The organism is Burkholderia humptydooensis, assembly GCF_001513745.1.
In the GTDB taxonomy this organism is placed as follows: Bacteria; Pseudomonadota; Gammaproteobacteria; order Burkholderiales; family Burkholderiaceae; genus Burkholderia; species Burkholderia humptydooensis.
In genome coordinates this window covers 1934878-1959113 of sequence record NZ_CP013382.1, presented here as the reverse complement: position 1 = coordinate 1959113, position 24236 = coordinate 1934878, and the positions used below count along the sequence as shown (strand labels likewise).

Below are 24236 nucleotides of genomic sequence, written 5' to 3'. Positions count from 1 at the left end.
ACCATCGAAGCAGCGGTGTCGTTGAGCCACCGGGCCGTCGGACCGCGGCAGGATCGATGCGCGAAAATCGATACCGCGATCACTGCGGCGCGCGTTCGAAGCGCTCGAGCACGGCGCTGAGCAGATCGACCGGCAGCGGGAACACGATCGTCGAGTTCTTGTCGGCGGCGATCGTCGTCAGCGTCTGCAGATAGCGCAACTGCATCGCCTGCGGCTGCAGCGCGAGCCGCTGCGCGGCCTTCAGCAGTTGCTCGGACGCCTGCAGCTCGCCTTCCGCGTGGATCACCTTCGCGCGCCGCTCGCGCTCGGCCTCCGCCTGGCGCGCGATCGCGCGGATCATCGTCTCGTTCAGGTCGACGTGCTTGATCTCGACCGTCGATACCTTGATCCCCCATGCGTCGGTCTGCGCGTCGAGCGTCTTCTGGATGTCGGCGTTCAGTTGCTCGCGCTCGGCGAGAAGCGCGTCGAGCTCGTGCTTGCCGAGCACCGCGCGCAGCGTCGTCTGCGCGAGCTGGCTCGTCGCGTCGAAGTAGCGCGCGACCTGGATCACCGCCTTTTCCGGGTCGACCACGCGGAAATACACGACCGCGCTCACCTTCACCGACACGTTGTCGCGCGTGATCACGTCCTGCGCGGGCACGTCGAACACGACGGTGCGCAGATCGATCCGCACCACCTGCTGGACGACGGGCACGATCAGCACGAGCCCCGGCCCCTTGACCTTCCAGAAGCGGCCGAGCAGGAACACGACGCCGCGCTCGTATTCGCGAAAGATCCGGATCGACGAGGCAATGAGGAACAGCGCGAACACGAACAGCAGGCTGCCGAAACCGAACGTGAAACCCATCATGATTGTTCTCCTCGTGTTGGGATGGCGTTGTCGTACAGCGGGGCGACGGTCAGCGTGAGGCCGTTGCGGCCCGTCACGCGCACGCGGCGGCCGGCCGCGATCGGCGTCGCGCTCGCGACGCGCCAGCGCTCGCCGTGCACGCGCGCCCAGCCGGCCGCGGACGGCGCGAGCGGCGCGCCCGGGTCCGCGCTCGGGCCGATCTGCGGCGGCTGATCGGGCACGAGGCCGTCGTCGAGCACCTCGCCGATGCTGCCGACGATCGCCTCCGCGCCCGTGACGACGGGCCGCCGGCGCGCGCGCAGCGCGAAGCCCGACACGCCGAACACGAGGATCGCGCCCGCGGCCGCGAGCGAAACGATCACGGGCCACGGCACGCCGTAGCCGGGTACGTCGGTGTCGATCAGCATCAGCGCGCCGATCGCGAACGCGACGATGCCGCCCACGCCGAGCGCGCCGAACGTCGGCAGGAACGCCTCGGCGATCAGGAACGCGATGCCGAGCAGCACGAGCGCGAGGCCCGCGTAGCTGATCGGCAGCAACTGCAGCGCGAACAGGCCGACGAGCAGGCTGATCGCGCCCGCGACGCCCGGCAGCACGAAGCCGGGATTCGCGAATTCGAAGAAGAGCCCATACATGCCGAGCGTGACGAGCACGAGCGCGACGCTCGGATCGGCGATCGTCGCGAGCAGCCGGCTGCGCCAGTCGGGCTCGATCGTCTCGATCGGCGCCTGCGCGGTATCGAGCCGGTGCGTGCCCGTTGCGGTGACGATGCTGCGGCCGTCGAGCCTGGCGGCGAGATCGGCCGGGTCGTTCGCGATCAGGTCGACGACGTGCTGCGCGAGCGCGTCGTTCGCGGGCAGGCTCACCGCTTCGCGCACCGCGCGCTCCGCCCATTCGACGTTGCGGCCGCGCAACTGCGCGAGGCTGCGGATGTACGCGGCCGCGTCGTGCAGCGCCTTGCGGGTTTCGGTCGATTCGGCGTCGGTCGCGCCCGCGCCGGAACCGCCGGACGCGGCGCCGGGCTCGCGCCGCGCGGCGGGCGGCGCCTGGCCGCCGATGCCGAACTGCACGGGCGACGCCGCGCCGAGGTTCGTGCCGGGCGCCATCGCCGCGATATGGCTCGCGTAGACGATGTAGGTGCCCGCGCTCGCCGCGCGCGCGCCGCCCGGCGCGACGAACGCGGCGACGGGCACGCCCGAGCCGACGATCGCCTTGATGATCTGCCGCATCGACGTGTCGAGGCCGCCCGGCGTGTCGAGCTGGACGATCGCGAGCTGCGCGTGCTCGCGCGCGGCGCGTTCGAGGCCGCGGACGATGAAGTCGGCGCTCGCCGGGCCGATCGCGCCCGTGACCGGAATCACGACGACGGGCGCGCGTGCCGCGGCGGTGGCGGCGGCCGCGGCGCACGCGAGCAGCAGGCCGATCAGCACGGCCGCGCGCGCGAGCCGCGCGGGCAGCTTGCCGTGCAGCGGCGGCGGACGTGGCGAAGGACGGGGCATGGGCATCGCGGTGTCGGCCGGCGGCGCGCTGCCGCATGGTGCGGCGCCGCAGCCGGGCCGTGAGAAGGGCGGGCGCCCGGTGCTTAAAGAGTAGGCGGTTTCCGGCGAAAGCGTGAAGCGGCCGCGCGCGCGGCGAGCGCGGCGTCGCGGTAGTCGGCGGGGCTCATCCCGCGCCACTTGCGGAACGCGCGATAGAACGCGCTCGGCTCGGCGAAGCCCGCCGCCGCGGCGACGTCGGCCACCGTGCGGGCCGGGTCGGCGAGCGCCTCGCACGCGAGATCGCGGCGCAGCGCGTCCTTGATCGACTGATACGAATGGCCTTCCTGCTTCAGCTTGCGCCGCAGCGTCGCCTCGGCCACATGCAGCCGCGCAGCGAGCGCCTGCGCGGTCGGCCACGCGGCGGGCGGCAGCGCGCGCAGCGCCGCGCGCACGCGCTCGCCGAACGCGTGCGGATTGCGGTACTTGACGATGAAGCTCGCGGGCGCGTCGCGCAGGAACGGCTTGAGCGTCTTGGCCGTCTGCACGACGGGCAGCGCGGCGAACGCCGGATCGAAATCGACGTACGAATCGGGCTGGCCGAAGCGCATGTCGTCGCAGAACATCAGTCGATATTCGTGGACAGCGCGCGGCTCGCCGCAGCGAAAGCTCGCGTGCAGCAGCGGAATGCGCCGCCCGATCAGCCAGCACGTGAGGCCGTAGACGATGACGAAATAGGTCGCGTACGCGAACATCTCCGGCGGGTTCGCGTTGTTGCGATGCACGAAGCGCAGTCGCACGCGCTCGGCGCTCGCGTCGATCTCGGCGTGCAGATCGTCGAGCACGCAGTGCATGAAGTTGACCGCCCGCGCGAGCGCGCGCAGCCCGTTGCGCGCCGTGAGCGCCGCCTGGCTCATCGCGATGAAGCTGCCGCAGCGCATCGGGTGCGGGTCCTGGCCGAAGAACTCGTCGTCGAGCGCGCGCGCGATCGCGTTCCACAGCGCGCCGTACTGCCGCGCCGACACGCGCGCGTTCGGCTGCGCGAGCAGCGCGGCCGCTATGCCCGCCTGCGCGAGGAGCGGCGCGTCGCCGACGCCGCGCCGCCGCGACAGCGCGAGGCTCGACTCGACGAGTTCGATCGAAACGGTGCCCTTCTTCTCTTCGTGCTTCATCGCAGGAGCGTGCCGCGGTGCGGTATGGCAAAAACGATCAGTGTAATTGAGCGGAGCGAGCATCGAACAGTTTCCGCGCGTTGCCTACACTTGACTGATCGACACAGAATGATCGAGGCGCGCCGCGCGACGACGCGGTTGGCGCCCAGGAGACATGCAGTCATGGACGATCTCTACACCGAAGATCAACGGATGATCCTCGACGCCGCGCGCGCCTTCTCCGCCGAAGTGCTCGCGCCGAACGCCGCCCAGTGGGACCGCGAATCGCATCTGCCCGACGAGGTCGTTGCGCAGATGGGCGAGCTCGGCTTTCTCGGCATGATCGTGCCCGCCGACTGGGGCGGATCGTATACGGATTACGTCGCCTACGCGCTCGCGCTCGAGGAGATCGCGGCGGGCTGCGCGTCGTGCGCGACGCTCGTGAGCGTGCACAACTCGGTCGGCTGCGGCCCGGTGCTGAACTACGGCACGACCGAGCAAAAGGAGCGCTGGCTGCGCGATCTCGCGAGCGGCAAGACGATCGGCGCGTTCAGCCTCACCGAGCCGCACGCGGGCTCCGAGGCGCACAACCTGCGCACCCGCGCGGAGCTGCGCGACGGCAAGTGGATTCTGAACGGCAGCAAGCAGTTCGTCACGAACGGCGCGCGCGCGGGCCTGGCGATCGTTTTTGCCATGACCGATCCGGACGAGGGCAAGCGCGGGCTGTCCGCGTTCGTCGTGCCGGCCGACACGCCGGGCTTCATCGTCGGCAAGCCCGAGAAGAAGATGGGCATCCGCGCGTCGGACACGTGTCCGATCACGCTCGAGAACTGCGCGATTGCGCAGGAGAATCTGCTCGGCAGGCGCGGCGAGGGGCTGAGGATCGCGCTGTCGAACCTCGAGGGCGGGCGCATCGGCATCGCCGCGCAGGCGACGGGCATCGCGCGCGCCGCGTTCGACCGCGCGCGCCGCTATGCGCGCGAGCGCGTGCAGTTCGGCAAGCCGATCGCCGAGCATCAGGCGATCGCCGAGAAGCTCGCGAACATGGCGACGCAGATCAACGCCGCGCGCCTGCTCACGCATCACGCGGCGCGGCTGCGCACGGCGGGGCTGCCGTGCCTGTCGGAGGCGTCGCAGGCGAAGCTCTTCGCGTCCGAGATGGCCGAGGCGGTGTGCTCGGACGCGATCCAGATCCACGGCGGCTACGGTTTCCTCGTCGATTACGAGGTCGAGCGCCATTACCGCGATGCGCGGATCACGCAGATCTACGAGGGGACCAGCGAAGTGCAAAGAATGGTGATCGCGCGGCAGCTTTGAGCGCTGTCGCGCGAATCGCCGCAAGGAAGCACTCGCGCAACATGGACAGCTTTGCATGGGATCGGAGTAGGCGCTGAAGCGCCAACTCCGATCGACAGGAGACGACACGATGACGGCACTGGCGTTCCTCGACGCACGCGATTTTCTGCTGCGCCACCGCACCGACTACGACACCGCATATCGCGATTTCAGGTGGCCGGCGCTCGACGAATTCAACTGGGCGCTCGATTACTTCGACGCGATCGCGCGCGGCAACGACAAGCCCGCGCTGTGGATCGTCGACGCGGCGACGGGCGACGGCGCGCAGTACACGTTCGCGCAGATGTCGGAGCGTTCCGCGCGGATCGCGAACTGGCTGCGCGGGATCGGCGTCGCGCGCGGCGACCGGATTCTGCTGATGCTGCCGAACCGCGTCGAGCTGTGGGACGCGATGCTCGCGGCGATGAAGCTGGGCGCGGTCGTGCTGCCCGCGACGACGCAATTGTCCGCCGACGACGTGCGCGAGCGCGTGCAGATCGGCGGCGCGCGCTATGCGATCGTCGACGAGAGCGAGGCCGCGAAGTTCGAGCAGCCGGGGCTCGACGTGACGAAGATCGTCGCGGGCGCGCCGCGCGCGGGGTGGCTCGCGTTCGCCGACGGCTATGCGGCCGCGGCCGATTTCACGCCCGAGCGCGTCACGCGCGCGAGCGATCCGATGCTGCTGTATTTCACGTCGGGCACGACGTCGAAGCCGAAGCTCGTCGAGCACACGCACCGCACGTATCCGGTCGGCAGCCTGTCGACGATGTACTGGATCGGCCTGCAGCCGGGCGACGTCCACTGGAACATCAGCTCGCCCGGCTGGGCGAAGCACGCATGGAGCTGCTTCTACGCGCCGTGGAACGCGCAGGCGTGCGTGTTCGCGTTCAACTATGCGCGCTTCGAGCCGAAGGTCGTGCTCGACGCGCTCGTCAAGTATCAGGTCACGACGATGTGCGCGCCGCCGACCGTCTGGCGGATGCTCGTCCAGCAGCCGCTCGCGGCGTTCCCGGTGAGGCTGCGCGAGATCGTCGGCGCGGGCGAGCCGCTCAATCCGGAGATCATCGAGCGCGTGAAGAAGGCGTGGGGCGTGACGATCCGCGACGGCTACGGGCAGACCGAGACGACGTGCCTGATCGGCAACTCGCCGGGCCAGCCGGTCGTGCCGGGCTCGATGGGCCGGCCGCTGCCGGGCTACGCGATTGTGCTGCTCGATCCGGACGGCACCCCCGCGAGCGAAGGCGAGGTCGCGCTGCCGGTGGGCCCGGGCGCCGGGCGCCCGGTCGGCCTGATGAAGGGCTACGCGAACAACCCGGAGGCGACCGCGCACGCGATGCGCGACGGCCATTACCGCACGTCCGACATCGCGCTGCGCCGCGACGACGGCTACTTCGTCTACGTCGGCCGCGCCGACGACGTATTCAAGTCGTCCGACTACCGGCTGAGCCCGTTCGAGCTGGAGAGCGTGCTGATCGAGCACGAGGCGATCGCCGAGGCGGCCGTCGTGCCGAGCCCGGACCCGCTGCGGCTGTCGGTGCCGAAGACGTTCATCACGCTGCGCGAGGGCTACGAGCCGAGCGAGGCGCTCGCGCGCGAGATCTTCCGCTTCTCGCGCGAAAAGCTCGCGCCGTACAAGCGGATTCGGCGGCTGCAGTTCGCCGAGCTGCCGAAGACGATCTCCGGCAAGATCCGCCGCGTCGAGCTGCGCCGCCGCGAGCTGGAGCGCGGCGACGACGCGTCGTGCCGGATGCCCGGCGAGTATTGGGAAGAGGATTTCGCGGCCGAGGGCAAGTGACGCCCGGCGTGCCGCTTCGCATCAACCGGCCGGCGACGCGCGCGGCGCGCCGCCGGCCATAGCCAGGAGAATCTCACGATGAACGCAACTCCGTCGTCCCGGAAGGGACATCACGTGCCGACCGTGAAGCTGTTGATCGCCGGCGAATTCGTCGAATCCCACGCGACCGAGTGGCGCGACATCGTCAATCCGGCGACGCAGGAGCTGCTCGCGCGCGTGCCGTTCGCGACCGCCGCCGAAGTCGACGCGGCCGTCGAGGCCGCGCAGGCCGCGTTCGCGAAATGGAAGGGCACGCCGCTCTCCGCGCGGATGCGCATCATGCTGAAGTTCCAGGATCTCGTGCGCGCGAACCTGCCGCAGATCGCGAAGACGCTGACGGCCGAGCAGGGCAAGACGCTGCCCGATGCCGAGGGCGACGTGTTCCGCGGCCTCGAAGTGGTCGAGCACGCGTGCTCGGTCGGCACGCTGCAACTCGGCGAATTCGCGGAGAACGTCGCGGGCGGCGTCGATACGTATTCGCTGCGCCAGCCGCTCGGCGTGTGCGTCGGCATCACGCCGTTCAACTTCCCCGCGATGATCCCGCTGTGGATGTTCCCGATGGCGATCGTCTGCGGCAACACGTTCGTGCTGAAGCCGTCCGAGCAGGACCCGCTGTCGACGATGCAGCTCGTCGAGCTCGCGATCGAGGCGGGCGTGCCGAAGGGCGTGCTGAACGTCGTGCACGGCGGCAAGGAAGTCGTCGACGCGCTGTGCTCGCATCCGCTCGTGAAGGCGATCTCGTTCGTCGGCTCGACGGCCGTCGGCACGCACGTGTACCGGCTCGGCAGCGAGCACGGCAAGCGCGTGCAGTCGATGATGGGCGCGAAGAACCACGCGGTGGTCCTGCCCGACGCGAATCGCGAGCAGACGGTGAACGCGCTCGTCGGCGCGGCGTTCGGCGCGGCGGGCCAGCGCTGCATGGCGACGTCGGTCGCGGTGCTCGTCGGCGCGGCGCGCGACTGGCTGCCCGACATCGTCGCGAAGGCGCAGACGCTGAAGGTCAACGCGGGCGCGGAAGCGGGCACCGACGTGGGGCCCGTCGTGTCGCGCGCGGCGAAGCAGCGGATCCTCGGCCTCATCGAAGCCGGCGAGAAGGAGGGCGCGAAGCTCGCGCTCGACGGCCGCGGCGTGAGCGTGCCCGGCTACGAGCACGGCAACTTCATCGGCCCGACGATCTTCGCGGACGTGAAGCCGGAGATGTCGGTCTACACGCACGAGATCTTCGGCCCGGTGCTGTGCGTGATGTCGGTCGACACGCTCGACGAAGCGATCGCGCTCGTCAACGCCAATCCGTTCGGCAACGGCGTCGGCCTCTTCACGCAAAGCGGCGCGGCCGCGCGCAAGTTCCAGAGCGAGATCGACATCGGCCAGGTCGGCATCAACATTCCGATTCCGGTGCCGGTGCCGTTCTTCAGCTTCACGGGCTCGCGCGGCTCGAAGCTCGGCGATCTCGGCCCGTACGGCAAGCAGGTCGTGCAGTTCTACACGCAGACGAAGACCGTCACCGCGCGCTGGTTCGACGACGACGCGACGGCGGGCGCCGTCAATACGACGATTCGTCTGCACTGATCGGAGGGCGCGATGAAGATCGGTTTTATCGGCTTGGGCCACATGGGTGCGCCGATGGCGCTCAATCTGCTGAAGGCGGGCCATGAAGTGCGCGCGTTCGATCTGAGCGAGGACGCGCTGCGCCTCGTGAAGGACGGCGGCGCGCAGGTTGCCGCTTCGCCGCGCGACGCGGCGGCGGGCGCCGAGTTCGTCATCACGATGCTGCCCGCGGCCGCGCACGTGCGCGCCGTGCTCACGCAGGAGGATGGCGTGCTCGCAGGCCTTGCCGCGGGCGCGATGGTGATCGATTCGAGCACGATCGATCCGGCGAGCGCGCAGGCGTTCGGCGAGCTCGTGCGCGGCGGCGGCGGCGCGTTCGTCGATGCGCCCGTGTCGGGCGGCACGGGCGGCGCGGCGGCGGGCACGCTGACCTTCATGGTCGGCGGCGGCGACGCCGACTACGCGCGCGTGAAGCCCGTGCTCGCGGCGATGGGCAAGAACATCGTCCACTGCGGCGCGACCGGCATGGGGCAGGTCGCGAAGGTCTGCAACAACCTCGTGCTCGGGATCACGATGGCGGGCGTGTCCGAGGCAATGGCGCTCGGCGCGTCGCTCGGCATCGATCCGAAGGTGCTCGCGGGCATCATCAACACGTCGACGGGCCGCTGCTGGAGCTCGGACACGTACAACCCGTATCCGGGCGTGATCGAGGCCGCGCCGTCGTCGCGCGGCTACACGGGCGGCTTCGGCACCGATCTGATGCTGAAGGATCTCGGCCTCGCGAACGACGCGGCGAAGCAGGCGCGGCAGCCGGTCTACCTCGGCGCGCTCGCGCAGCAGTTGTATCAGACGATGAGCAGCCGCGGCGACGGCAAGCTCGATTTCTCGGCGGTGATCCGCCTGTACCAGCCGGTCAAAAAGGAAACCTGATGATCGAGCTCGACTATGCCGACGACGGCGCGATCGCGCTCGTCACGCTCAAGCGCCCGTCCGCGAACACGTTCAGCGCGGACGGGCTCCTCCAACTGCAGCGCACGATCGAGCGGCTCGAAGCCGATTCCCGCGTGCGCGCGCTCGTCGTCACGGGCGACGGCCCGAAGTTCTTCAGCGCGGGCGCGGATCTGCATTCGTTCGCCGACGGCGATCACGCGATGGCGCGCACGATGGCGTCGCGCTTCGGCGTCGCGTTCGAGGCGCTGCACGACGCCCGCTTTCCGACGATCGCCGCGATCAACGGCTACGCGATGGGCGGCGGTCTCGAATGCGCGCTCGCATGCGACATGCGCGTCGCCGAGCGGCACGCGCAGATGGCGCTGCCCGAGCCGTCGGTCGGCCTCACGCCGTGCGGGCTCGGCACGCAGACGCTGCCCTGGCTCGTCGGCGAGGGCTGGGCGAAGCGGATGATTCTCGCGGGCGTGCGCGTCGACGCGCCAACCGCGCTGCGCATCGGCCTCGTCGAGGAAGTCGTCGACACCGGCCGCGCGCGCGATGCCGCGATCGAGCTCGCGCGCGGCGCGGTTGCGCTCGGTCCGCGCGCGGTGGGCGTCGCGAAGGAGCTGATCGGCCTTGCGCGGCAGGGCGTGCCGCGCGGCGCCGCGCTCGCGGTCGAGCGCGAGCGCTTCGTCGATCTGTTCGACGGCGGCGAGCCGCGCGAAGGCGTGGCCGCGTTTCTCGGCAAGCGCAAGCCGCAATGGCGAGCCGACGACGGAGGGCAGCCGCGATGAGCACGCCGATGATGCATGACATCTCGCACGACGCGGCGGCGCGCGACGTGCTGATGCGCGTCGTAAACCGCGTCGCGCTGATCACGCTGAACCGGCCGGCCGCGCTCAACGCGCTGTCGCACGACATGGTGCGCGAGCTCGCCGCGTTGCTCGAACGCTGCCGCGACGATCGCTCGATCGTCGCGGTCGTGCTGCGCGGCGCGGGCGACAGGGGCTTCTGCGCGGGCGGCGACGTGCGCGCGCTCTACCGGATGGCGAAGGCGCGCGGCCGCGGCTGGCTGCCGTTCTTCGTCGACGAATACCGGCTCGACTACGCGATTCACACGTTCCCGAAGCCCGTCGTCGCGCTGATGGACGGCATCACGATGGGCGGCGGAATGGGGCTCGCGCAAGGCGCCGCGCTGCGCGTGTCGACCGAGCGCAGCAAGATCGCGATGCCGGAGACGCGGATCGGCTTCGTGCCCGACGTCGGCGCGACGCATTTCCTGGCGCGGCTGCCGGTCGAGCTGTCGCTGTACGTCGGCCTCACGGGCGCGACGCTGTCGGGCGCGGATGCGCTCGCGGCGAAGCTCGCCGATCTGTCGGTGCCGTCGTCGTGGCTCGACACGTTCGAGACGCGGCTCGAGCGCGCCGACTGGTCGGGCGACGTGCTGCGCGGATTGCGCGCGGTGTTCGCGCCGCCGTGCAACGTCGTTCCGCATGCGGCGCTCGACAGCCAGATGCCGTGGATCGTCCGCCACTTCGACAAGCGCTCCGGCGTCGAGCGGATCGTCGCGACGCTGCGGCAGGACCTGACGCGCGACGAACTCTCGCGCGAGCATCGGCAATGGCTGCAGACGACGCTCGATGCATTGACGAGCCATTCGCCGACGATGCTCGACGTCACGCGCGACGCGCTGTTGCGCGGCCGGCAGATGACGCTCGCCGAATCGTTCCGGATGGAGCTCGGCATCGTCGCGCATGCGATCGAGGAGGGCGACTTCTGCGAAGGCGTGCGCGCGCATCTCGTCGACAAGGACCGCAGGCCGGGCTGGGCGCCCGCGACGCTCGTCGAGGTGCAGCGCGAGCGCGTTCTGCATTTCCTGACGTCGCCGTGGAAGCGCGAAGCGCATCCGCTCGCCGATCTCGGCGCGGCCGCGGGCTGAGCGCGCGTTGGCGGCGGCGCGGCGATTGGCGGTTCGAGGCGCGGGGCCGGCGGCAGATACGACGATGCGGCCGCTCCGCCGTTCCCCGCTGCGGCCTATCCCGCGCCGCCCAGCACCTTGTAGAGATCCATCCGGTTGTTGAGCCGTCCCAACTGATTGCGCGCGAGCGCGCTTTGCGCGTCGCGCAGCCGCTGCTGTTCGTCGAGCCACGGCTGCACGCCCGTCGCGCCGGCCGCGAAGCGCGCCTTCGCGAGCGTTTCGGCGCGCTGCGCCTGCGCGAGCGCGCGGGTGCGTTCGTCGGCCTCGGCCTCGAGCTGCACGCGCGCCGACAGCGCGTTCTCGACTTCGCCGAGCGCGCGATACAGGCTCTGCCGGAAATTGACGACGGCTTCCTCGTACTGCGACTTCGATACCTTGATCTGCAACTGCATCGTGTTCCACTGGATGAACGGCAGCGTGAGCCCGAGGCCGAGCGTCGCGACAGGATTCTGCAGCACGCGCTCGAGGCTCGTGCTCGCCGTGCCGACGTTGCCCGTCAGCGTGAACGTCGGATAGAAGCTCGTGCGCGTCACGTCGACGTTCGCGAGCGATTCGCGCAGCCGGAACTCGGCCGCGCGCAGATCGGGCCGGCGGCCGAGCAGCTCGGCCGGCACGCCCGCAGCGACGTCCGGAAGCGGCGCCGCGGGCAGCGCGTCGCGCTCGGCCGCTTGCCGCTGCGGCGGACGGTCGAACAGGATCGCGAGCGCGTTGCGATTCTCGGTGCGCTGCTGGATCAACTGCGTCTGGTCGGCGCGCAGCGCGGACAGGTTGCGCTCGGCCTGCGCGAGGTCGAGCCCGGACGTCGCGCCCGCCGCGTGGCGCGACTGCACGAGCTGCAGCGTGCGCTCGGCATACGCGATGTTCGCGTCGCCGATCGCGATCTGCTGATTCAGGTAGGCGATCTGCCAGTACAGCGCCGCCGTCGTGCCGATCAGCGCGAGCCGCGCCGCATCGCGGTCGGCCTGCGTCGCTTCCAGCTCCCAGCGCGCGGCGTCGCGCTGCGCGGCGAGCTTGCCCCACAGGTCGAGTTCGTAGCCGAGCGCCGCCGTGATGCCGCTCGTGCGGCTCATCCGGTGCGTGTCGAGCGTGCGCGATACGTTGCCCGTCGCGCCGAGCGTCACGTTCGGCGTCAGGTTCGTGTCCGCGAGCCCCGCCTGCAATTGCGCGCGGTAGACGCGGATCGCGGCGGCCGCGAGATCGTTGTTCGTGCGCAGCGCGCTGTCGATCAGGCGATCGAGCGTCGGGTCGCCGAAGCGGCGCCACCAGTCGTCGGACACGACGCTCGCCTGCGCGGCGACGGGCGTGGCCCACTGCGCGGGCAGCTCGAGCGCGGGCGGCGGCGCGTTGCGCGAGGAGCTCGCGCAGCCGGACAGCAGCGCGCCCGCGCATGCGAGCGCGGCGGCGCGCCGGGCGAAACGATGAGTCGAGGGTAGTGTCGTCATCGCGTCACCTCAATCGCGCGCGAGCGCATCGATCGGATCGAGCCGCGACGCGTTGCGCGCGGGCATGAAGCCGAACACGACGCCGATCAGCGTCGAGCACAGGAACGCCGACGCGATCGAGCCGGCCGAGAACACCATTTTCCATTGGTCGACGAACAGCGAGAACACGAAGCTCATGCCGAACGACAGCACGATGCCGATCGCGCCGCCCATCAGGCAGACGGTCACGGCTTCGACGAGGAACTGCTGCATGATGTCGGCCTGCCGCGCGCCGACCGCCATCCGGATGCCGATCTCGCGCGTGCGCTCGGTCACCGACACGAGCATGATGTTCATCACGCCGATCCCGCCGACGACGAGCGAGATCACCGCGATCAGCGACAGCAGCAGCGTCAGCGATTGTCCGGTCTTCTCGACCGTCTTGACGACGCTGTCCATGTTGTACGTGAAGAAATCCTTGCGGCCGTGCCGCTGCAGCATCAGCTTCGTCAGGCTTTGCTCGGCCGCGTTGCTCGGCTGGCCGTCGCGCACGCGCACGGTGATGCTGTCGAGGTGCCGCTGGCCGAACAGGCGCCCGGACGCCGTCGTGTACGGCACCCAGACGTTCAGGTTCTTCATGTCGCCGAACGCGCTCTTCTTTGCGGCGGTCACGCCGATCACGACGCACGGCAGATTGTCGATCAGGATCACTTCGCCGAGCGGATTCGGGTTCGCGCCGAACAGCTTGCGGCGCGTGTTCTCGTCGATCACCGCGACCTGCGCCTGGCGGCGCACCTCGTCGGGGCCGAACGCGATGCCTTGCGCCATTTTCATCCCGCGCACCTGGAAGAAGCGCTCGCCGACGCCGCTCACGAGCGCGTTGACGTCGATGTTCCGATAGCGCAGCAGCAGGCTGCGCGACGTCTCGGGCGTCGCGCTGTCGACGTAGATCTGCTCGGCGAGCGCGGCGGCGTCGGCGGGCACGAGCGTCTGGATCGCGTCCGCGCGGCTGTCGCCCCAGTCGGCGCCGGGGTAGACGTTGATCGTGTTGGTGCCGATGCTGCCGATTTCGTCGAGCATGTAGCGCTTCGCGCCTTCGCCGATCGCGACGATCGACACGACCGACGTGATCCCGATGATGATCCCGAGCATCGTGAGCAGCGTGCGCAGCCGATGCGACACGAGCGCGATCCACGCCATCCGGAACGCTTCCGCGAAGCGGCCGACGCCCGCCGACAGCCGGTGCGCGCGAAGCGGCCCGGCGTTGCCGTTCGCGTCGCGCGCGGCGCCGGCTTCATCCGCGCGCGGATTGAGCCGGTCGCCGACGATCCGGCCGTCGCTGATCTCGATGACGCGGCGCGCGTGCGCGGCGACGTGCTCGTCGTGCGTGACGATGATGACCGTGTGGCCGAGCGCGTTCAGCTCGCGCAGGACCCGGATCACGTCGCGGCCGCTGTTCGAATCGAGCGCGCCCGTCGGCTCGTCGGCGAGGATCACCTCGCCGCCGTTCATCAGCGCGCGCGCGATGCTCACGCGCTGCTGCTGGCCGCCCGATAGCTGGCTCGGCCGGTGGCCGGCGCGATCGGACAGGCCCAGGCGCGCGAGCAGCTTCAGCGCGCGCTCGCGCCGCTGCGCGTGCGCGCTGCCCGCATAGACGGCGGGCATCTCGACGTTTTCGGCCGCGGACAGATGCGGCAGCAGGTGATAGCGCTGGAAGATGAAGCCGAAATGCTCGCGGCGCAGGCGCGCGAGCTCGTCGCTTTCGAGCTCGCTCGTCTCGCGCCCGCCGACCGTGTAGCTGCCCGAGCTCGGATGGTCGAGGCAGCCGAGGATGTTCATCAGCGTCGACTTGCCCGAGCCGGACGCGCCGACGATGGCGACGATCTCGCCCGCGTCGATCGACAGGTTCACGTCGTCGAGCACGACGACGTCCTTGTCGCCCGCGGGAAAACGGCGCGTGACGCGCGTGAGCTGAAGCAGCGGCCCGGTCATCGTCAGTTCCTCGCGTCGGAGGCGGCCGCGCCGGCGCCGGCGGGCTCGGCCGCATCGCCGATGATCACGCGCTCGCCTTCGGCGAGGCCCGACAGCACTTCGACCTTCACGTTGTTGTTGATGCCGGTGCGGACCTTGCGCGTCGCGACCTTGTCGTCGGCGCCGACGACGCGCACGGCATACGTGCCGTCCTTGTCCTTCGCGCCGAGCGCGGCGACGGGAATGTTGAGCGCGTTGCGCGCGGTGCCGAGCAGGATGTTCACCTGCGCGGTCATCGAGATGCGCAGCCGGTGGCCGGGATTCGGCACTTCGAACAGCGCGTTGTAGAACACCGCGGCGTTCGTCTTCGACGAGCCGCCGCCCATGCCGCCGAGGCTGCTCTGCGTGTCGAGGAAGTTCTGCGGCGCGGGCTCGATCGCGCGCAGCTTGCCGTAGTAGCGCTTGTCGGGCTCGCCGAGAATCGTGAAATACGCGGCCTGGTCGGGATGGATGCGGATCACGTCCGCCTCCGACACCTGCGCCTTGACCGTCATCGTGTCGAGTTGGGCGAGCTTCAGGATCACGGGCGCCTGCTGCTGCGCGATCACCGTCTGGCCTTCCTGCGTGACGATCGCGACCACTTCGCCGTCCATCGGCGCGACGATCCGCGTATAGCCGAGGTTCGCGCGCGCGGTCTCGATCCTGATGCGCGCCGCGCGGATTTGCGCATCGAGCGCGACGAGGCTCGCGCGCTGCACGTCGAGCGACGCGGCCGCGGCCTCGTAGTCCTGGCGCGACGTCGCGTCGTCGGGCAGCATCTGCTGCTGCCGCCTGAACGCGAGCTCGGCCTGCTTCAGTTGCGCGGCGGTCGAGCGCTTCTGCGCGACGAGGTTCTCGACGTTCGCCTCGGCCTGGCGCAGCTCGTTGCGCGAGATCACCGGATCGATCTCGGCGAGCCACTGATCCTTCTTCACCTTGTCGCCGAGCTTCGCCTTCAGCGACTTCAACTGGCCGGACACCTGCGCGCCGACGTCGACCTGCTTGAACGCGTGCAGCGTGCCCGTGGCGAGCACCGCGTTCTCGAGATCGGCGCGGGCGACGTTCGCGGCGAGGTAATGCGGCGCCTTGTCTTTCGACCAGAAGCGTTGGTAGAGCGCCGCGAGCGAGACGAGCACGACGATGCCGGCCGCCGCGGCGATCCAGCGGCGTTGGGATTTTTTCATGAGAGGTGAACGATAACGCGTGGCAGGCGAGGAATTGTAATGAAAATGCAAACCGGCCATTGGAATACGGAAAGGCGCGCCGGGTTCAATGCGGCGACAAATTTCCTCAAAAATTCGACAGTTCGTGACAGGCGCATGGGCGGGCGGGCGCGGCGCCGCCGTTGCGCGCGCCGCCGTGCGTCATTTGCATATCTCGCGGCGGCGGGCATCGATAGCTGAATTCGTTGGTTGGCCGACATGCCGGCCCGCCCTACGATGCGCCGGGACAGACGCCGCGCGAAGCGGCGCGTCCGAGGGCCATTGCCGACCGGCCGGCCGCGCCGCGCGCCGCCGGATTTCCACCGTCCCCTTCACGCATCAAGGAACGATCCGATGAGTCACGAGCCGGACCCCCTCAAGTTCGCCTACTGGGTGCCCAACGTCAGCGGCGGCCTGGTCGTCAGCAAGATCGAGCAGCGCACGAGCTGGGATATCGACTACAACCGCCGCCTCGCGCGCCTTGCGGAGCAGAACGGCTTCGACTATGCGTTGTCGCAGATCCGCTTCACGGCCGGCTACGGCGCCGAATATCAGCACGAGTCCGTCGCGTTCAGCCATGCGCTGCTCGCGGCGACCGAGCGCCTGAAGGTGATCGCCGCGATCCTGCCGGGACCGTGGCATCCGGCCGTCGTCGCGAAGCAGCTCGCGACGATCGACCAGTTGAACCAGGGGCGCGTCGCGATCAACGTCGTGAGCGGCTGGTTCAAGGGCGAGTTCACCGCGATCGGCGAGCCGTGGCTCGAGCACGACGAGCGCTATCGCCGCTCCGAGGAGTTCATCCGCGCGGTGAAGGGCATCTGGACGCAGGACAACTTCACGTTCAAGGGCGACTTCTACCGGTTCAACGACTACACGCTGAAGCCCAAGCCGTTGCAGCAGCCGCATCCCGAAGTCTTCCAGGGCGGCAATTCGGCGGCCGCGCGCCGGATGGCGGCCGCCGTGTCGGACTGGTACTTCATGAACGGCAACACGCCCGACGGCCATCGCGCGCAAATCGACGAGATCCGCGCGGCGGCGGCCGCGCAGGGGCGGCAGGTGAAGTTCGGCGTCAACGCGTTCATCATCGCGCGGGATACCGAGCGCGAGGCGCGCGACGTGCTCGACGAGATCGTGCGCCACGCGGACGTCGACGCCGTCAACGCATTCGGCCACGCGGTCAAGCAGGCGGGCAAGGCCGCGCCCGAAGGGCAGGGGATGTGGGCCGATTCGAAGTTCGCCGATCTCGTTCAGTACAACGACGGCTTCAGGACCAACCTGATCGGCACGCCCGAGCAGATCGCCGAGCGCATCGTCGCGCTGAAGGCGATCGGCGTCGATCTCGTGCTCGGCGGATTCCTGCACTATCTGGAGGACGTCGAGTATTTCGGCAAGCGCGTGTTGCCGCTCGTGCGCGAGCTGGAGCGGCAGCGCGACGCGCAGCCGGCCTGATGCGGGAAGCGGCTCGGCCGTCGTGCGGCGGCGTCGCGCGGCGGGCAGCGTCGCGCGTTCGCGAAGTCACACCGCTGCAATATTGACGAAAGCACAATAGGCACCCGACAGTTCACCAACATCGCGGCGTCTCTCCCGAGGCCGCCGCGTTCATACTGAGGGGGGCCGGTATGCTTCGTACCTTTGCGCGCGCCGCGTGCGCGTTTGCTGTCGCGTCGGCTTGCAACACCGCCAACGCATACGATTATCTGCTGCTCGCGACGTCGTGGGAGCCGGGCTTCTGCGCGACGCACAGCGCGGCCGAATGCAGCACGCTGTCGGGCTCGTACGCGTCGACGAACCTGTCGCTGCATGGTCTGTGGCCGAACAATTACGACGGCAACCAGCCGTTCTATTGCGGCGTGCCGCAAAACGAGATCGACCTCGACAACAATCATCAGTGGTGCAGCATGGATGCGTACCCGGTCGGCTTGTCGACGCTCGCGACGCTCTCGACGTACATGCCGGGCGTCGCGTCGTGCCTCGACAAGCACGAGTGGTACAAGCACGGCACCTGCGCGCAGGCGCCGTCGGCCGATGTGTACTGGAACAACGCGACGGGGATGGTGAGCCGCCTGTCGACGACGTCGTTCAACACGTTCCTCCAGTCGAACGCGGGCAGCACCGTGACGCGGACGCAACTGCTGAACGCGTTCGAAGGCGCGTTCGGCAGCAACACGCGCGGCGCGGTGTCGCTCAAGTGCGTGAAGGTCAACTACGTCAGCTATTTCACCGAGGCGTGGATCTCGGTGAAGACGGATGCGACGTCACAGTTCCCGAGCGCGGCGTCGCTCGTGACCGACGCGGGCACGCAGGGCACGTGCCCGACGTCCGGGATCTATATCGCGAAGTAGGCTCGGCTGCGTGTGCCCGGTTCGGATGGAACGGTTCGGATCGGGTGACGCGAGCCGACGAAGTCGCGTGGGCGCGATCGCCGGGGAGATCGTTCGGGTTTCCACATAGAGAGTGTGCCGATTCGGTACGCGATAGGCGATGGAAAGGGCGTCGAGCGTCGCGGACTGATCATTTTCAGTCGGGACGATTCAGCGGGGCCGGCCGGGTTGTTTTGACGAGTGCGGCCGGCATGGTTCAGATATCGACGTAGGCGGGGAGCAGGTCTTGGTCGACGAGCCGGCTCTCGATGCGGTTCGCGATTGCCACGTGCTCGGGATTGTCGACCGAGAAAGGGGCATCCGTCACGCTGACGATGATCGTGCCGGTCTGCTTGCCTTTTTCGGGTACGGGGATCAGGACGCGCGCTTCCGGAGTCTGCTGCGGTGTAAGAATCTTCGGCAGGTAGAGCATCCATCCCAAGCCGGGCTTGTCGTCGAAAACCTGCTTGACCGCGTACTCATCGACGCTTACTTCGGCGAGCGCTGAACCGAATACCGCGACCATTTTCGATCCGATTCCGGAAATGGCCGTATAGGCGTTCCACCGTTCACCTTTGATGCGAAGGATTGATGTGTCAGGGAGGGATTTGTCCTCGACATGGCACGATAGGGACGCGCCGTCGTCGCTAGCGTTTGGAAGTACCACATCAATCGTGTTGGAGGGATGGCCCGCACGGCTGCGCTCCGTCGTCCGGTGGTGGCTTGCATCGAGTCGAATCCTTTGAAAAAGCCGCCGGGGGCCCACGGTTTTATGGGCGCCTTTGATGCGCTCATCGCAAGCCATCGGCTCTGCCGTTGGTATTTGACCTGCCGCCATTGCGCCGGATGAGCCGCGCTCGACCTCGGCGCTTCAAAAAATCGACCGCCCCGAATAGGTCGTCAACCATTCCGGCGCCAGCGTGCCAGCGCTCGGGAAAATAAACCGACGATGATGCGCGATGCAGGCGTCAAAAAATCGACTGGCCGGTAAGCGTGGTCAACTGTTCGAGCGCTTGAACGCCGGCGACGGAGTTACCGTTTGCGTCGAGTCCGGGAGACCAGACGCACACGGCCATCTCGCCCGGTAGCACGGCGACGATGCCGCCGCCTACGCCGCTTTTCGCGGGCAGGCCGACACGATACACGAAGTCGCCGGCCGCGTCGTATGTGCCGCACGTCAGCATGAGGGCGGATAGGCGTTTGGTTGAACTGGCGTCGAGAATGCGTTCGCCGGAAACGGGGGCAACGCCCGCATTGGCGAGAAAGAGGGCCGCGGTCGCCAGCTCGATGCAGTTCATTTCGATCGCGCACTGGCGGCAATAGGCGTCGATAACCGCCTCAGGCGGCATGTGCAGGTTGCCAAAGCTTGCCATGAAGTGTGCCATCGCGCGATTGCGTTCGGCGTGGGCAAGCTCGGAATTCGCGACGCGGAGATTATAGTCGAGGTCGGCGACACCAGTCAGACGTCGCATGAACTGGACGAGCGCAGTTTCAGCACCGACGAACCGACGGCACAAGACGTCCGTGACGATGAGCGCCCCGGCATTGATGAACGGATTGCGCGGTATGCCGCGCTCGCTCTCAAGCTGGACGAGCGAGTTAAAAGCGGTTCCCGACGGCTCTCGGCCCACCCGCTTCCAAAGCGAGTCGCCAAGCAACTGAAAGGCGAGGGTACACGCAAAGAGCTTCGAGATGCTCTGGATCGAGAACCGTTCGCACGCGTCGCCGACGGAGAACACGCGGCCGTCGAGGGTGACGACGGCCATGCCGAAGCGCTCAGCAGGCACGCTGGCAAGCTCCGGGATGTAGTCAGCAACGCAGCCCGCCGTGCGCAACGGCTCGATGTCGCAATGAATTCGTTCGAGGATTTCCTGATAGTTGGTTTCGGTCATGGATGCGTGTCCGAGAACTCTTGAGCGCGGCCCGCGATGATACCGCAGCCGGTCGGCGTTCAACCTGCGCGTCTGTATTTCATGCATACGACACGTGGGCCCTTTCGGCGATATTGGCTGTCCACGCTTGCCATCGGGCAGGGTTCCTGGCGTGGATGTGGAAACGGCGTCCAGTGGACGCCGTTTCCATTACGAATGTGATTGCAGTTGGAATGACCCCACGCAGCCGGCCGGGTTGTTCCAACGTTCCAAGGCGTCATCTTGCAAAAATAATCGAGATCGTCGGTCCCCGTCATGGCAACTTGACGAGGTGCCCTCATTCGATTGAGGACATTTCGTCACCACCTACGGTTATCCCTATGAACTCATTCATCTCATCACATGTGTCGTCAATCGTTGTTTCCGACGCTAATTCTTGACACGTGGCGAATATCCATTCTTGACTCGAAAAATGTTTCGCGCCATGCATCAAGGTGGTTAATCGGATGCTATGAGCGAGTGGTAAAAATGCAGTAGATCGTCAGCGGTCGCGAATCCGTCGATCCGAAGCCATGATTTGCCCGGCGTTGCACGTAGTAGCAGGACCGGGTTGTGATCCATCTTGTCCTGCCGGTACACGTTGAAGGCTTTCTGCGCGACAACGCTCGCCGCCACCGTTCCAGTGTAGTGTTGCCACTCCGGTCCTGCACCGAACTTCGCTGCATACTCGCGAAGGCGCGCAGGCGTGTCGTTTTCCGGATCGATCGAAATTGACACGATATGGACTTTGTCGCGGTCCGCGCCGAGTTCGTGCTGGAACTGCGACAGCGTCTGACTGATCACCGGGCAGATCGACGTGCAGGTGGTATAGATGAACGTCAGCACGACCGGACGTCCGTCGTCGAGTTCGTCCTTCAGTGCAACGGTCTTGCCGTCGTCGCGTACGAGCGTCACGGCCGGGACAGTGTATGCCACCGTCGATGTCTTCGTGCTCGACATCATCATGTGATGATGTGCATGCATGTCTTCTTGAGCCGATGCCGAATGTCCGATGAGCGTGAGTGTGCCGGCCGCGATCAGCGTGTTGGCGAATATGGAAAGCTTCCCGACCATGTTCATTTCAGTCTCCCTGAGTGGTGAGCCGCGTAGATCGTCGTCGCCTTCGGCGTCTCGATTGCAACACGGCGAATCATCGTCCCGTGAATTAGGCGGGATCGGCGTCTACGGGACGGTCCACGCTCCGTCGGCCACGATGCGGGTGCCGCTCGAGTCCGCGAAGCGGACCATGTAGCCGCCTTTCGATGCGAGGCGCTGTCCCGGTGCAAGCGTCAGGCGCGGATAGTAGCCGGTGATCACGCGCTGTTCGAGCGTGTCTTCGATGCGCTCGACGAGATAGTCACGAACGTAGGTTCCGGTCACGTGGCCCAGTGCTTCTTCGAGCAACACGCACGCCAGGAAGGTGTCCGCTTGAATCTGTTGATCGACGATCGGGATGTGCCTGGTGGCTGCCCAGTCGAGCATGTAGTCGACGCGTCGGCGCACACGATCGGGCATGTCGAACGGATACGCGATGTGCGTGACCGCACGCCAGCCGCCGGGCAGCGGCGCATGATCGAGGCCGCCCACCATGCCGGACATGTAGACCATTCGCGTTGGCGCCGCGTCACCCAACGTCGCAATATCGGCGGGGCGCAGCCACAGCACGAGCGCATCGTTTTTCGAGATGCCGTTCAACACCCTCGCGACGCGATCGGCTGGCATCAGCGCATGGCGAGACACGTCGAATCCCCGTGCCCGCAAGGCAGTGGCGAGCGCTTGCGCGCCCGCCTCGCCGCTGTCGCCGACCCGATACACTTCGTGGACCGTTTGTGGTGCGACGTCGTGTTTGCCCCGGGAGATTTCGGAGGCGATCAGTCCGGCCTCCAGCAGTACACCGTTCGAGAAGTAGATCGAATAGAAGTCGTCGTTGCGGACGGCCGGTACCTCGACGTTAGGAAACAGGCACGGAATACGGGCGCGTTCGCAGAACGCGCGAACGGGCGCCCAGGTCCGCCCGCCCATCCCAGATATCACCGCGAACACTGGTTCGGCGGCCAGATGCCGAGCGAGTTGCGCCTCCCACGTCGATGCCGCGCCGCCCAGTTCCCAGACATGCAGTTGCCAGCGACGCGGAACCGAGGCTGGCGCGTCGCTCGACGGATGCGGTGGGGCCGCGCCCGTCGGGAATGCGTCCTTGTCGGCGAAGTAGTGCCGCAGCACGTCGAGCATTGCGTGGCGCTTCACCGGATCGGCGTCCGGCGTCGTGATCGTCGCGAAATGGAGGGCGGTGTCGGTGACGCCCGGCGCGGGCCGCGGATCGAGGCGTTTCAAATAGCGAAGCAGCGCCGCCATGTCGTCGTCGTTCAACGCGAAGCGCGGCATCAAGTAGCCAAGGCGTTGGCCTTGTGCATCGATTCCGCTGCGGATCGCGCGGGCGAGCATCACGTCGGTATAGGCGGCGCGATCGCTGCGCATGCTCTCTACGTACGGCATGCCGGGACGCTCGCCACTCAGCGTGCTCGGATTGAACAGATACGTTCCGGCGATCGGCGGGATCGACGTGAATCCCGATTTGGCTCCGAGGCCGCTGCGCCGATGGCAGTTGACGCAGGCGACCGCGGAGCCTTCCATGCGCAATCCGCCTTCGCGCAGCGCTTGAAGTGGCGCGCCGGAGCTCAGTACCCCGTTGCGATAGATCGCCTCGCCGGGGTCGTCTGTCGGCGATCCGTCCGCCCGCGCCGTCACGACAGCGGACAGCGCGAGCGTCAGGGCGAACAGCGGCACGAGCGCGGGCACGGCGGGCGGATGCGCAGTGACCGAGGCGGCGGCCCCGGCTGTTCGGCGCAATCCGCCCTGCGAGCGGGCGTGGTCCGACAGCGGCGGTTTCGACTCTCCGACGTGTTCCGGCAGTACCCTTTCGGGCAGATCCTCGTCACGGCGCATCGATCAGCGCTTGCACCAGATTGCCGGCGATCGGACGTCCGAGCCCGGTGACGTAGTCGTAGCCGGGCATCGCGTCGCACAATGCGCCGCATGTGCCGTTCGCGCCGCTCGTGACGTCGTAGAAAGTCGTTTGGTATGAAGCGGACGCGATGCGGTACAGGACCGCTTCGACGGCACTGACTGCATTCAGCGTGGATTTGCCGCGCTGGACCCGGACGCCGTTCGCGATCGCGAGCAGGCCCGACCATTGAGGCGCGCCCGCGCTCGTTCCGCCGACCACGAACCAGCCGCGCTGCCCGCCGTAGCCGTACGAATCGTATATCGCGAAACCCGACGCCGGGTCTCCCGCGTAGGCGACGTCGGGCACGCCTCGCACGCCGGGCGAGTCGAACGGAATCCGATAGCTTGCCTGATACGGTGGCTCGGATTCGATTGCGCTCTGGCCGCCGCCGCTTCCGGACCACGCGGTTTCGGCGACATAACGACCGCTCGCGTCGGTGACGAGCGTCGTCGCGCCGACCCCGAGCACATACGGCGATGCGGCGGGGTAGTCGACGGCGTTCCCCCCGTCGCCGGACGCGGCGACGAACGACACGCCGTTCGCGCTCGTGAACTGGCCGTCAAATTGCGTTTCCGACAGAAACTCGTTGCCGCCCCAACTCATCGACACGACTTTCGCGCCGGCGCCTTCGGGCGGCGCCGCGACCGCCGTGGCCACCGCGCTCATCATGTCGGTCAAGGCATTGGATGCCGCTTCGATCAGCACGATCTTCGCGTCGGGTGCGATCGCATGGGCCCACTGGACGTCGAGCGAACTTTCTAGCGCCCAGCCGGCATCCGCGGGCGGACGGCTTCGATCGGCTGTGGCATAGATCTTGGCGAAGCATCGGTTGGCCGCATTGCAGGGCGGCAGGCCGAAGTTGCGGCTGAACGCGTCGAGATCCGCCTCGGCGTTGGGGTTGTCGTAAGCGTCGACGATCGCGATGACTTGTCCACTGCCGCGGTAATCGCGCGGCAACTGATCGAATCCGTAGAAATTCCGGATCTGCGCCGGAGAAAGGCCGCCCGGGCTCGCGGCCGTATGTCGTTGCAGATGGAACGGCGGACGCGTGAAGCCGCGAGACGGCCGATTCGTTTGCTGTGCAAACGGCGCAGCCGTCGTGAGCGCGAGGGTCGCCATTACGGTAAGCATGCCAAGCGAATGACGTAGCGAGTGTCGTTCCATGTCGTTTCTCTGCCGTGAGCGATCCCAGCGGCGCCGACGACCATTCGATCGACGGATCGACGAT

The 24236-nt window shown here is 67.9% G+C and carries 20 protein-coding genes and 1 pseudogene; 10 read left to right on the top strand and 11 right to left on the bottom strand.

Annotated elements, in window-relative coordinates; translation table 11 throughout:
- Positions 1 to 79: 79 nt before the first annotated feature.
- The 3 genes from AQ610_RS27685 to AQ610_RS27675 all read right to left on the bottom strand — a co-directional run bounded on the left by AQ610_RS27685 (position 80) and on the right by AQ610_RS27675 (position 3560).
- Positions 80 to 850, bottom strand: a complete 771-nt coding sequence (locus tag AQ610_RS27685; protein ID WP_009914534.1) for a slipin family protein — start codon at positions 848 to 850, stop codon at positions 80 to 82.
- On the bottom strand, positions 847 to 2349 hold the full coding sequence (locus tag AQ610_RS27680; protein WP_006027724.1) for an NfeD family protein: 1503 nt from the start codon (positions 2347 to 2349) through the stop codon (positions 847 to 849). The genes AQ610_RS27685 and AQ610_RS27680 overlap by 4 nt, the downstream gene beginning before the upstream one ends.
- An 83-nt stretch (positions 2350 to 2432) precedes the next feature.
- Positions 2433 to 3560 carry an AraC family transcriptional regulator gene (locus AQ610_RS27675; RefSeq protein WP_075645064.1) on the bottom strand — a complete coding sequence of 376 codons (1128 nt, stop codon included), beginning with the start codon at positions 3558 to 3560 and terminating at the stop codon, positions 2433 to 2435.
- Between the two features lie 99 nt (positions 3561 to 3659).
- Here AQ610_RS27675 and AQ610_RS27670 point away from each other — a divergent pair, with 99 nt between their 5' ends.
- The 6 genes from AQ610_RS27670 to AQ610_RS27645 all read left to right on the top strand — a co-directional run bounded on the left by AQ610_RS27670 (position 3660) and on the right by AQ610_RS27645 (position 11062).
- Positions 3660 to 4793 (top strand): acyl-CoA dehydrogenase family protein, encoded by a 1134-nt coding sequence (locus tag AQ610_RS27670; protein ID WP_009914539.1) that lies wholly within the window; start codon positions 3660 to 3662, stop codon positions 4791 to 4793.
- A gap of 109 nt (positions 4794 to 4902) precedes the next feature.
- The gene (locus AQ610_RS27665) at positions 4903 to 6606 is read left to right on the top strand and encodes an AMP-binding protein (protein ID WP_006027721.1); all 1704 of its coding nucleotides are present in this window, start codon (positions 4903 to 4905) and stop codon (positions 6604 to 6606) included.
- 78 nt (positions 6607 to 6684) lie between these two features.
- Positions 6685 to 8214, top strand: coding sequence for a CoA-acylating methylmalonate-semialdehyde dehydrogenase (locus AQ610_RS27660; protein WP_009914541.1), 1530 nt, complete (start codon positions 6685 to 6687; stop codon positions 8212 to 8214).
- A gap of 12 nt (positions 8215 to 8226) precedes the next feature.
- The gene (gene mmsB, locus AQ610_RS27655) at positions 8227 to 9123 is read left to right on the top strand and encodes a 3-hydroxyisobutyrate dehydrogenase (protein WP_006027719.1); all 897 of its coding nucleotides are present in this window, start codon (positions 8227 to 8229) and stop codon (positions 9121 to 9123) included.
- Entirely contained in the window at positions 9123 to 9917 is a 795-nt protein-coding gene (locus AQ610_RS27650; protein ID WP_006027718.1) for an enoyl-CoA hydratase, read from the top strand. Before mmsB ends, AQ610_RS27650 begins: the two co-directional genes overlap by 1 nt.
- Entirely contained in the window at positions 9914 to 11062 is a 1149-nt protein-coding gene (locus AQ610_RS27645) for an enoyl-CoA hydratase/isomerase family protein (protein ID WP_009914548.1), read from the top strand. Before AQ610_RS27650 ends, AQ610_RS27645 begins: the two co-directional genes overlap by 4 nt.
- Positions 11063 to 11157: 95 nt before the next feature.
- Here the strand turns inward: AQ610_RS27645 and AQ610_RS27640 are convergent, their stop codons facing one another.
- From AQ610_RS27640 to macA, 3 genes are read right to left on the bottom strand one after another with little or no spacing between them, the layout of a single operon-like run.
- Positions 11158 to 12543 (bottom strand): efflux transporter outer membrane subunit, encoded by a 1386-nt coding sequence (locus AQ610_RS27640; protein ID WP_006027716.1) that lies wholly within the window; start codon positions 12541 to 12543, stop codon positions 11158 to 11160.
- A gap of 9 nt (positions 12544 to 12552) precedes the next feature.
- Positions 12553 to 14514 carry a macrolide ABC transporter ATP-binding protein/permease MacB gene (macB, locus tag AQ610_RS27635; RefSeq protein ID WP_006027715.1) on the bottom strand — a complete coding sequence of 654 codons (1962 nt, stop codon included), beginning with the start codon at positions 14512 to 14514 and terminating at the stop codon, positions 12553 to 12555.
- 2 nt (positions 14515 to 14516) lie between these two features.
- Complete coding sequence (gene macA / locus AQ610_RS27630; RefSeq protein WP_006027714.1) at positions 14517 to 15716, bottom strand: macrolide transporter subunit MacA; 1200 nt, start codon at positions 15714 to 15716, stop codon at positions 14517 to 14519.
- 39 nt (positions 15717 to 15755) lie between these two features.
- Between macA and AQ610_RS36540 the strand changes: the two genes are divergently transcribed.
- The 4 genes and pseudogenes from AQ610_RS36540 to AQ610_RS38250 form a co-directional block, all read left to right on the top strand.
- On the top strand, positions 15756 to 15935 hold the full coding sequence (locus tag AQ610_RS36540; RefSeq protein WP_006027713.1) for a hypothetical protein: 180 nt from the start codon (positions 15756 to 15758) through the stop codon (positions 15933 to 15935).
- 153 nt (positions 15936 to 16088) lie between these two features.
- Complete coding sequence (gene sfnG / locus AQ610_RS27625) at positions 16089 to 17183, top strand: dimethylsulfone monooxygenase SfnG (RefSeq protein WP_006027712.1); 1095 nt, start codon at positions 16089 to 16091, stop codon at positions 17181 to 17183.
- Positions 17184 to 17353: 170 nt separating this feature from the next.
- Positions 17354 to 18076: a ribonuclease T2 gene (locus tag AQ610_RS27620; RefSeq protein WP_006027711.1), complete on the top strand. Its 723-nt coding sequence runs from the start codon at positions 17354 to 17356 to the stop codon at positions 18074 to 18076.
- A 93-nt stretch (positions 18077 to 18169) separates the two neighbouring features.
- Positions 18170 to 18292 (top strand): annotated as a pseudogene (locus AQ610_RS38250) (DNA adenine methylase); the annotation flags it as partial.
- Positions 18293 to 18311: 19 nt separating this feature from the next.
- Here the strand turns inward: AQ610_RS38250 and AQ610_RS37710 are convergent.
- The 5 genes from AQ610_RS37710 to AQ610_RS27595 form a co-directional block, all read right to left on the bottom strand.
- Positions 18312 to 18899, bottom strand: coding sequence for an immunity 52 family protein (locus AQ610_RS37710; protein ID WP_231749002.1), 588 nt, complete (start codon positions 18897 to 18899; stop codon positions 18312 to 18314).
- A 163-nt stretch (positions 18900 to 19062) separates the two neighbouring features.
- On the bottom strand, positions 19063 to 19986 hold the full coding sequence (locus AQ610_RS27610; protein ID WP_006027709.1) for a glutaminase: 924 nt from the start codon (positions 19984 to 19986) through the stop codon (positions 19063 to 19065).
- 477 nt (positions 19987 to 20463) lie between these two features.
- The gene (locus tag AQ610_RS27605; protein ID WP_006027708.1) at positions 20464 to 21084 is read right to left on the bottom strand and encodes an SCO family protein; all 621 of its coding nucleotides are present in this window, start codon (positions 21082 to 21084) and stop codon (positions 20464 to 20466) included.
- A gap of 102 nt (positions 21085 to 21186) precedes the next feature.
- Positions 21187 to 22947 carry a c-type cytochrome gene (locus AQ610_RS27600; RefSeq protein ID WP_231749001.1) on the bottom strand — a complete coding sequence of 587 codons (1761 nt, stop codon included), beginning with the start codon at positions 22945 to 22947 and terminating at the stop codon, positions 21187 to 21189.
- The gene (locus AQ610_RS27595; RefSeq protein WP_043282815.1) at positions 22937 to 24172 is read right to left on the bottom strand and encodes a S53 family peptidase; all 1236 of its coding nucleotides are present in this window, start codon (positions 24170 to 24172) and stop codon (positions 22937 to 22939) included. The genes AQ610_RS27600 and AQ610_RS27595 overlap by 11 nt, the downstream gene beginning before the upstream one ends.
- Positions 24173 to 24236: the final 64 nt, after the last annotated feature.

Bases quoted from the DNA above. Each gene is read 5' to 3' on its own strand.
- AQ610_RS27685 (WP_009914534.1), bottom strand. From the start codon at position 850: ATGATGGGTTTCACGTTCGGTTTCGGCAGCCTGCTGTTCGTGTTCGCG.
- AQ610_RS27680 (WP_006027724.1), bottom strand. From the start codon at position 2,349: ATGCCCCGTCCTTCGCCACGTCCGCCGCCGCTGCACGGCAAGCTGCCC.
- AQ610_RS27675 (WP_075645064.1), bottom strand. From the start codon at position 3,560: ATGCTCGCTCCGCTCAATTACACTGATCGTTTTTGCCATACCGCACCG.
- AQ610_RS27670 (WP_009914539.1), top strand. From the start codon at position 3,660: ATGGACGATCTCTACACCGAAGATCAACGGATGATCCTCGACGCCGCG.
- AQ610_RS27665 (WP_006027721.1), top strand. From the start codon at position 4,903: ATGACGGCACTGGCGTTCCTCGACGCACGCGATTTTCTGCTGCGCCAC.
- AQ610_RS27660 (WP_009914541.1), top strand. From the start codon at position 6,685: ATGAACGCAACTCCGTCGTCCCGGAAGGGACATCACGTGCCGACCGTG.
- mmsB (WP_006027719.1), top strand. From the start codon at position 8,227: ATGAAGATCGGTTTTATCGGCTTGGGCCACATGGGTGCGCCGATGGCG.
- AQ610_RS27650 (WP_006027718.1), top strand. From the start codon at position 9,123: ATGATCGAGCTCGACTATGCCGACGACGGCGCGATCGCGCTCGTCACG.
- AQ610_RS27645 (WP_009914548.1), top strand. From the start codon at position 9,914: ATGAGCACGCCGATGATGCATGACATCTCGCACGACGCGGCGGCGCGC.
- AQ610_RS27640 (WP_006027716.1), bottom strand. From the start codon at position 12,543: ATGACGACACTACCCTCGACTCATCGTTTCGCCCGGCGCGCCGCCGCG.
- macB (WP_006027715.1), bottom strand. From the start codon at position 14,514: ATGACCGGGCCGCTGCTTCAGCTCACGCGCGTCACGCGCCGTTTTCCC.
- macA (WP_006027714.1), bottom strand. From the start codon at position 15,716: ATGAAAAAATCCCAACGCCGCTGGATCGCCGCGGCGGCCGGCATCGTC.
- AQ610_RS36540 (WP_006027713.1), top strand. From the start codon at position 15,756: ATGAAAATGCAAACCGGCCATTGGAATACGGAAAGGCGCGCCGGGTTC.
- sfnG (WP_006027712.1), top strand. From the start codon at position 16,089: ATGAGTCACGAGCCGGACCCCCTCAAGTTCGCCTACTGGGTGCCCAAC.
- AQ610_RS27620 (WP_006027711.1), top strand. From the start codon at position 17,354: ATGCTTCGTACCTTTGCGCGCGCCGCGTGCGCGTTTGCTGTCGCGTCG.
- AQ610_RS37710 (WP_231749002.1), bottom strand. From the start codon at position 18,899: ATGGCTTGCGATGAGCGCATCAAAGGCGCCCATAAAACCGTGGGCCCC.
- AQ610_RS27610 (WP_006027709.1), bottom strand. From the start codon at position 19,986: ATGACCGAAACCAACTATCAGGAAATCCTCGAACGAATTCATTGCGAC.
- AQ610_RS27605 (WP_006027708.1), bottom strand. From the start codon at position 21,084: ATGAACATGGTCGGGAAGCTTTCCATATTCGCCAACACGCTGATCGCG.
- AQ610_RS27600 (WP_231749001.1), bottom strand. From the start codon at position 22,947: ATGCGCCGTGACGAGGATCTGCCCGAAAGGGTACTGCCGGAACACGTC.
- AQ610_RS27595 (WP_043282815.1), bottom strand. From the start codon at position 24,172: ATGGAACGACACTCGCTACGTCATTCGCTTGGCATGCTTACCGTAATG.